At 56.7% G+C, this 5,551-nt stretch carries 5 protein-coding genes; 1 reads left to right on the top strand and 4 read right to left on the bottom strand.

Going from position 1 to position 5,551, the window contains the following annotated elements:
• The first annotated feature begins 577 nt into the window (after positions 1-577).
• The gene (locus Q8O96_RS30970) at positions 578-964 is read left to right on the top strand and encodes a DUF6124 family protein (RefSeq protein WP_305950112.1); all 387 of its coding nucleotides are present in this window, start codon (positions 578-580) and stop codon (positions 962-964) included.
• 195 nt (positions 965-1,159) lie between these two features.
• Here Q8O96_RS30970 and Q8O96_RS30975 read toward each other — a convergent pair whose 3' ends face one another.
• The 4 genes from Q8O96_RS30975 to Q8O96_RS30990 all read right to left on the bottom strand — a co-directional run.
• Entirely contained in the window at positions 1,160-2,074 is a 915-nt protein-coding gene (locus Q8O96_RS30975) for a T6SS immunity protein Tli4 family protein (protein ID WP_305950113.1), read from the bottom strand.
• Positions 2,075-2,282: 208 nt separating this feature from the next.
• Entirely contained in the window at positions 2,283-3,434 is a 1,152-nt protein-coding gene (locus tag Q8O96_RS30980) for a T6SS immunity protein Tli4 family protein (RefSeq protein ID WP_305950114.1), read from the bottom strand.
• The gene (locus Q8O96_RS30985; RefSeq protein ID WP_305950115.1) at positions 3,431-5,146 is read right to left on the bottom strand and encodes a triacylglycerol lipase; all 1,716 of its coding nucleotides are present in this window, start codon (positions 5,144-5,146) and stop codon (positions 3,431-3,433) included. Before Q8O96_RS30985 ends, Q8O96_RS30980 begins: the two co-directional genes overlap by 4 nt.
• Positions 5,143-5,551 (bottom strand): DUF2345 domain-containing protein (locus Q8O96_RS30990; protein ID WP_305950116.1); only part of this gene is annotated, 409 nt, incomplete at its 5' end. The genes Q8O96_RS30985 and Q8O96_RS30990, both read right to left, overlap by 4 nt.

Below are 5,551 nucleotides of genomic sequence, written 5' to 3' on the forward strand. Positions count from 1 at the left end.
TCAAGAGCCAGACGGCGGCCTTGCGGCCGGCCTGGAGCGGGAATGGGGGGCACCTTCCCTTGTAGGAGCTGCCGAAGGCTGCGAACGGGCGAGCATCGCCCGGCCAGTCGGCGCGGTATATCAGGCACATCGCAGATACGAAAACAGGGCGACAGGACTGTTTTCGGCCTGGTCGCTGACAAACCAATCCGTGGGAACAAACACCCTCACCACTGAGCCGTGGCTGTTTCAGAGAGTGCTGAAAGCTGGTTGGAACTACGCCCATTCGCTTTCTTTTGTAAGGCAAATCCGAGAAACTGCCGGCCGCTTGAATGCGCCTGATGGGCGGGCTAGGGTGCCGGAGCCATCGCCAAATCGATGGCTCGGATGTGCAAGTCCGAACTCTGCAAAGGCGCACAAACGATCAGCACTGATTGGTCGTTTTCATGTCCGCTGCGTTATGGCGGCCGTGCGTGGGAGATCTTCGGATCTGCCGGGTGTCCTTGCAGACTCGGTCTTGCACACCTGCGTACGGCTGCCACCTTATTCGTGTGCAAGCGAACGGTGTTGGCTCCTTTTATCTGCAAGGAGTTAGACCATGAAAAAGCTCGTTCCCGATCCCCCCACGTCCTATCGCGATCCCGAACTCAAGGCCGCCAACGCCACCTTGCGCGTGGCCCTGGCCCGGCAACCGCAGGACCCCGCGCTGTTCCAGCGCAACACCCAAGCCAAACCTGTTTCTGCCGACTCGCTGTTCAGCGTGCGTCCAGGCGTCAGTGCTGAAGAGGCGTTGGTGCATGTGGCGTTGTTGCTCAAATGCGCCGAGGAGGTCTGCGATGAAATCACTCAGCAGGGCAGCGGCATCGAGCGCGGGCTGATCTGGTCCATGGCGCATTCCGTGGAGATGGCCCGGGCGGTGGTGGAGGCGTTGCTGGACGCTAGCCCGCGAGGTGTCTGCTCATGCTCGGACGAGCCGCGCTCGTAAAGCCTGAGTCCCTGGTCTTCTTGAACTTAGAGTGTGGTGGCCGTCGGCGAAGTGGCGACACGGATGGGGAGACATACCCGTTGCTGCGGTAACGCCGGCTTAGGATTTCGCTGCTAAGGCCAGCCCTTTCAGGGTCTTTGCTCAAGGCTGCTTCTGCAGTATTGCAGCCTTGAGCATCCGGTCATTGCCATCGCTTTAAGGCGTCGATACCGGACGCAGGCGAATCGAATCGATGATGGCATCCCACAGCGCAAGTGCTGCTTTATCAGACTTGAAAGCCGGATCTGGTGGGGTGCCATCGTCATCGACGTCAGCTTCCTCCACGCTCAGTTCCGCCTTGAGGTGGGGCTCGTAGACCGACTCGTCCTTGCCCTGGGCTTCCCAGAGGAAGGTGTAGGTGCGTTGCCCCTTTGCGCTGCCTGCCAGCAGGTACTCATCGGCGTGAATGGCACCGCCACGCTCTCTTTTGCGCAGAGTCTCGATGCCCGCAACCATCTTCAGCGCGCCCATCAAAAAGCCACTCACTCGATCCAGTAACCGATCTTCTTCGGCTCCAGTGCTGGATCTGAATGATAAAAAGGTTCTAGGGTGTTCCGGGAAGGTCACGCCTATATCGAAATCTTCACTTTGAAAACTGTCACCCGCGATATAGGCCCGGTCGATACAAAATCCTGGTTCGGTGGGGATTTCGTTGGGGGCGCGAGAGCGTAGGTTGCGGGCTAAATCATTAACTATTTCTAATCCTCTTTTCTCTCTGTCATAAGTAACTTCTCCCGAATAGTAATAGACAGAGCCTTTTAGTGGTGTCACCAAATATGAATCAACTCTGTATGACAAGGTGCTAGCCGTTGAGCCCCATGACCACAGGCTAATTGAACCGTTTTGATGTTCGGTCCGCCTTAAAAACATGCTCTCTTGTATCTTTCTGTGGCGTTCGCTTTTTAGTGTCTGTTCACGCTTATCGATTCTGGTTACCAGAGCCTCAGGGCTATCGTCGAGCGCTTCGATATCGTCGCCCCACAGGTAGTACCCAGCTTTGATCTCTGCCTGGGGCGGTAAATCAATCAAAAAACGTCCGTAGCAATGAGTAATCCATCCGCTCTTGTCCATGGCGGGGCTCCGAGAGGAAAAAATCGATGTGCAGCTGATAACGCTAGTCATGGTGATAAGACCAAGGGTCGTTAGTAGGCAATGAGTGCGCTTCATAAACCCTCCTTGGCATCCAGCTGGCAGTCTGCTACTTGAGTGATCTCAATCACGTCAGATAATGCGGCCCATTGGCGAGTGTGCTGTGGTCGCGCGCGCTTCCTTAGGAAACTCACAAATCATCCATCCAGTTATCTTTAGGCTTCAGCTCAGCGAGGAACTCTCCCAGGGCGTAGTCATCATCTACCGCTGGGCTGTTGGCCCTCTGTTGCGGGCTTTTAGGCGGGGAGGGCGTGCCAGCATGGTCGTTGCGTCCAGTAGCCGATACCGGGCGCAGGCGAATCGAGTCGATGATGGCATCCCACAATTCCAGTGCGGCTTTATCGGACTGGAAAGCGGGAGCCGGTGGCTTGCCATCGTCATCGTCATCAGCTTCCTCCACGCTCAGTTCTACCTTGAGATGGGGCTCGTTGATCGACTCGTCCTTGCCTTGGGCTTCCCAGAGGAAGGTGTAGGTGCGCTGGCCCCTTGCGCTGCCTGCCAGCAGGTACTCATCGGCGGGAATGGCACCGCCACGCTCTCTTTTGCGCAGGGTCTCGATGCCTGCAACCATCTTTGCCGCACCCATCAGAAAGCCACTTACTCGATCCAGTAACCGATCACGTTCGGCTCCAGTGCTGGATCTGAATGCCAAAAAGGTTCTCGGGTGTTCCGGGAAGGTCACGCCAATTCCGAAGCCTTCACTTTGAAAGCTGTCACCCGCGATGTAGGCACGGTCGATACAGAATCCTGGTTCGGCGGGGATTTCGTTGGGGGCACGAGAGCGTAGGTTGCGAGCCAAAGAGGTAGCGATTTCAATGCCGCGTCGCTCTCTATCAACTGATATTTCTCCTTTTCGGTAGTATGTCCGCCCTTCTGGTTTAGACACTAAGTAAGTATCTAACCGATACATTTCTGTGCTGGCATCTGAGCTCCAAGAGAGTAGCCCTGTAGCTCCTTCGCCAAGATCTACTCGGCGAAGAAACATGCTGCTCTGTATCTTTTTATGTTTTTGATTCTTCAGCTCAATCTCGCGCTGATCGATCTTGGCCGCTAAGGAGGTGGGAGTATCTTCAAGCCCCTTAATTTTTATTCCCCATAAGTTATATCCGGCATTGATCTTTGCCTGTGGCGGCAGATCGATCAGAAAGCGTCCGTAGCAGTAGGTGATCCATCCACTTTTATCCATGGTGGGGCTCCGAGAAGATGAGAACGAAGTACAGCTGGTCACACTGGTTAAAGCGACCAGGCCAAGAACGGTAAACAAGCTACGAATGAGCGTCATAAGCCCCCCTTGTCGTCAGGGTGCCAGTCAGCCAACTGAGCGATCTTGATCACGCCATAAAGCGCGGCCCATTGGGCTCGTTTGTCGTTGTAGCTTTCTTGGTGTTCGTAGCCCTTTTCGGTGTTGTACTGTCCCGCGCCTTTGCTGCCCTGGCGGAAGCTGGCCTTGATACCCGCCTTCTTGTGGGCCTGACCGGAGTCGGTTGGCACCGTGCCGTCGCCACCACTGCCAGACTGGTCCTCCTCTTTGTTTGTCCAGTTTTCGAGCGTTGGCACAATGGCTGGCAAGCCACGGCGAAACCAACTGCTGTAGCTGCCAGTCTCGTCATCCTTGAGCGCGGAGCCTGGCGCTTCCAGAGGGGTGGGGTCGCCTTGCCAAATCATGTTTCGCCAGCTGTGACGATCATCATCTGCCGCATAGTGGGCATAGGTTTCAGGGTGGTAGCTTGCTGCAGTTAGTTCACGATGGAACACAGCAACCGCATCAATCCGCTTTCTGAATTCATGTCGAGGGCTTTTTTCAGTATTGGTACTAGTCTCATCCGACATATCCAAATACTGAGTGTTCTGCTCCGGCACCAACCCATACCAGGCGGTGCTCTTATAGATTTCCTCGTAGGGGTCCTGGTTCTGCGGATAGGCCCTGGGTTTCCCCTCCATATCCTTGATGACCTGCCCCTGGGCATCGCACAGGAACAACCAGGGGCGACCTTCCCGATACTCGTTGCTAGGCGTCAGTTCCAGCGCCCCTGGGGCATTGGCCACCACTGCGGTCACTTCGCCTGCGTTGTAGCCAAGGATGATGCTGGCAATACCTTCATAGCCGCAGCGCATGTGGTGGTAGATGGCCGATGAACCGATTGACGGTTGCACGCCGTGGACCACGCCAAGCACTCGTTTGTAACCGTGCAATTGGGTCAGGGAGCGTGCAACCAGCCCACCCATTGAGTGGGTGACCAGGATGACCTTCATCTGATCCGCCTGCTCAGGGCTGACGCTTGCGTGTTCGCGGTAGTGGGCGAGGACGGTGTTCTCGATGTAGTCACGTACATCCAGGGCGGACTGCCGGTTGGATTGCAGCCAGTTGTAACCGGCGCACCAGACGTCGAATTGATACTTGCCCGCCTGTTGCAGTTCATCTTCGCTGATGGGCGTCGCCTGCCCCAGTTCTTCGCCATAGGCTGCGGGTTCATGCAGGCTTTCATCGCTCCACCATTGCTGGATCTGTTGTCGGCTGACGATGTTGTCCAAGCGGCCCTCCATCAGGGCCATGAACGGGTTGTAGGCGCTGCGCATCACCGTCCCCCAGCCACGAATGCGCGCTGCCTCTTTGCTCAGGCCGGATGAGCACGTATCAATCGAGCCTCGATCATCCACCTCGACGTTTTCCGGCATTAGCAGTATCTGTCGATCCTTGGGGCCGCGGCCCCACCAGACAGCCAAGGCTGCGAGAGCGGGGAAGATATCAGTGGGCCAAAAACTGGCATTCGGTGGACTCCAGACCTTGCTCTGGTCCTCCTTGTTACGCAGGTTGCTGCCCATGATGCCTGGAATGAAGATCACCGGAATCGGCGCGGCCTGCCTCGCCAGCAGGACTTTTTCACGCTGGTCCTCGGTGCGGGTCAGTTGGGTCTTGTAGACCGGTCGCCCCAGATTGTCGCGCGAGCGAGGAATGATGACGTCCTCAGTGTTATCGGCTACTTGGCTACTCATGCAGTGGACTCCCTGTCGTCGTTGGGACTACTTCCCTTGGCCAGAATGCGCATCTGGACTTGATCCATGGCCAGGTCCTGCTGCCTGGGCAGCCGGCCTTGTCCATCAGTCGTGAGGGTGGTGACTCCTCCGTCGCCGCGCCGCAGTTCCACGGTGGTGTTGGCCAGGGGGTCAAGGGTGATTTCATCGCGCAGCACATAGGCGTCATTGAATGGGGTCGATTCCCATGAGTTGAACGTGGTCGAGGCATGTGCGGGACCGATAGAGGAGTGCTTGGCCGCCTTGACCGTAAAATTCCCCGGCATGCCCAATTCGATATTGCCGCCCTTGAGCGTCAGGTAGGCCCCGCCGCACATCAGGGTGATGTGTTCCTTGGCAGACACCAGCACGTGCTGCTGGCCCGCG

The organism is Pseudomonas sp. LPH60 (assembly GCF_030718165.1).
In the GTDB taxonomy this organism is placed as follows: Bacteria; Pseudomonadota; Gammaproteobacteria; order Pseudomonadales; family Pseudomonadaceae; genus Aquipseudomonas; species Aquipseudomonas danubii.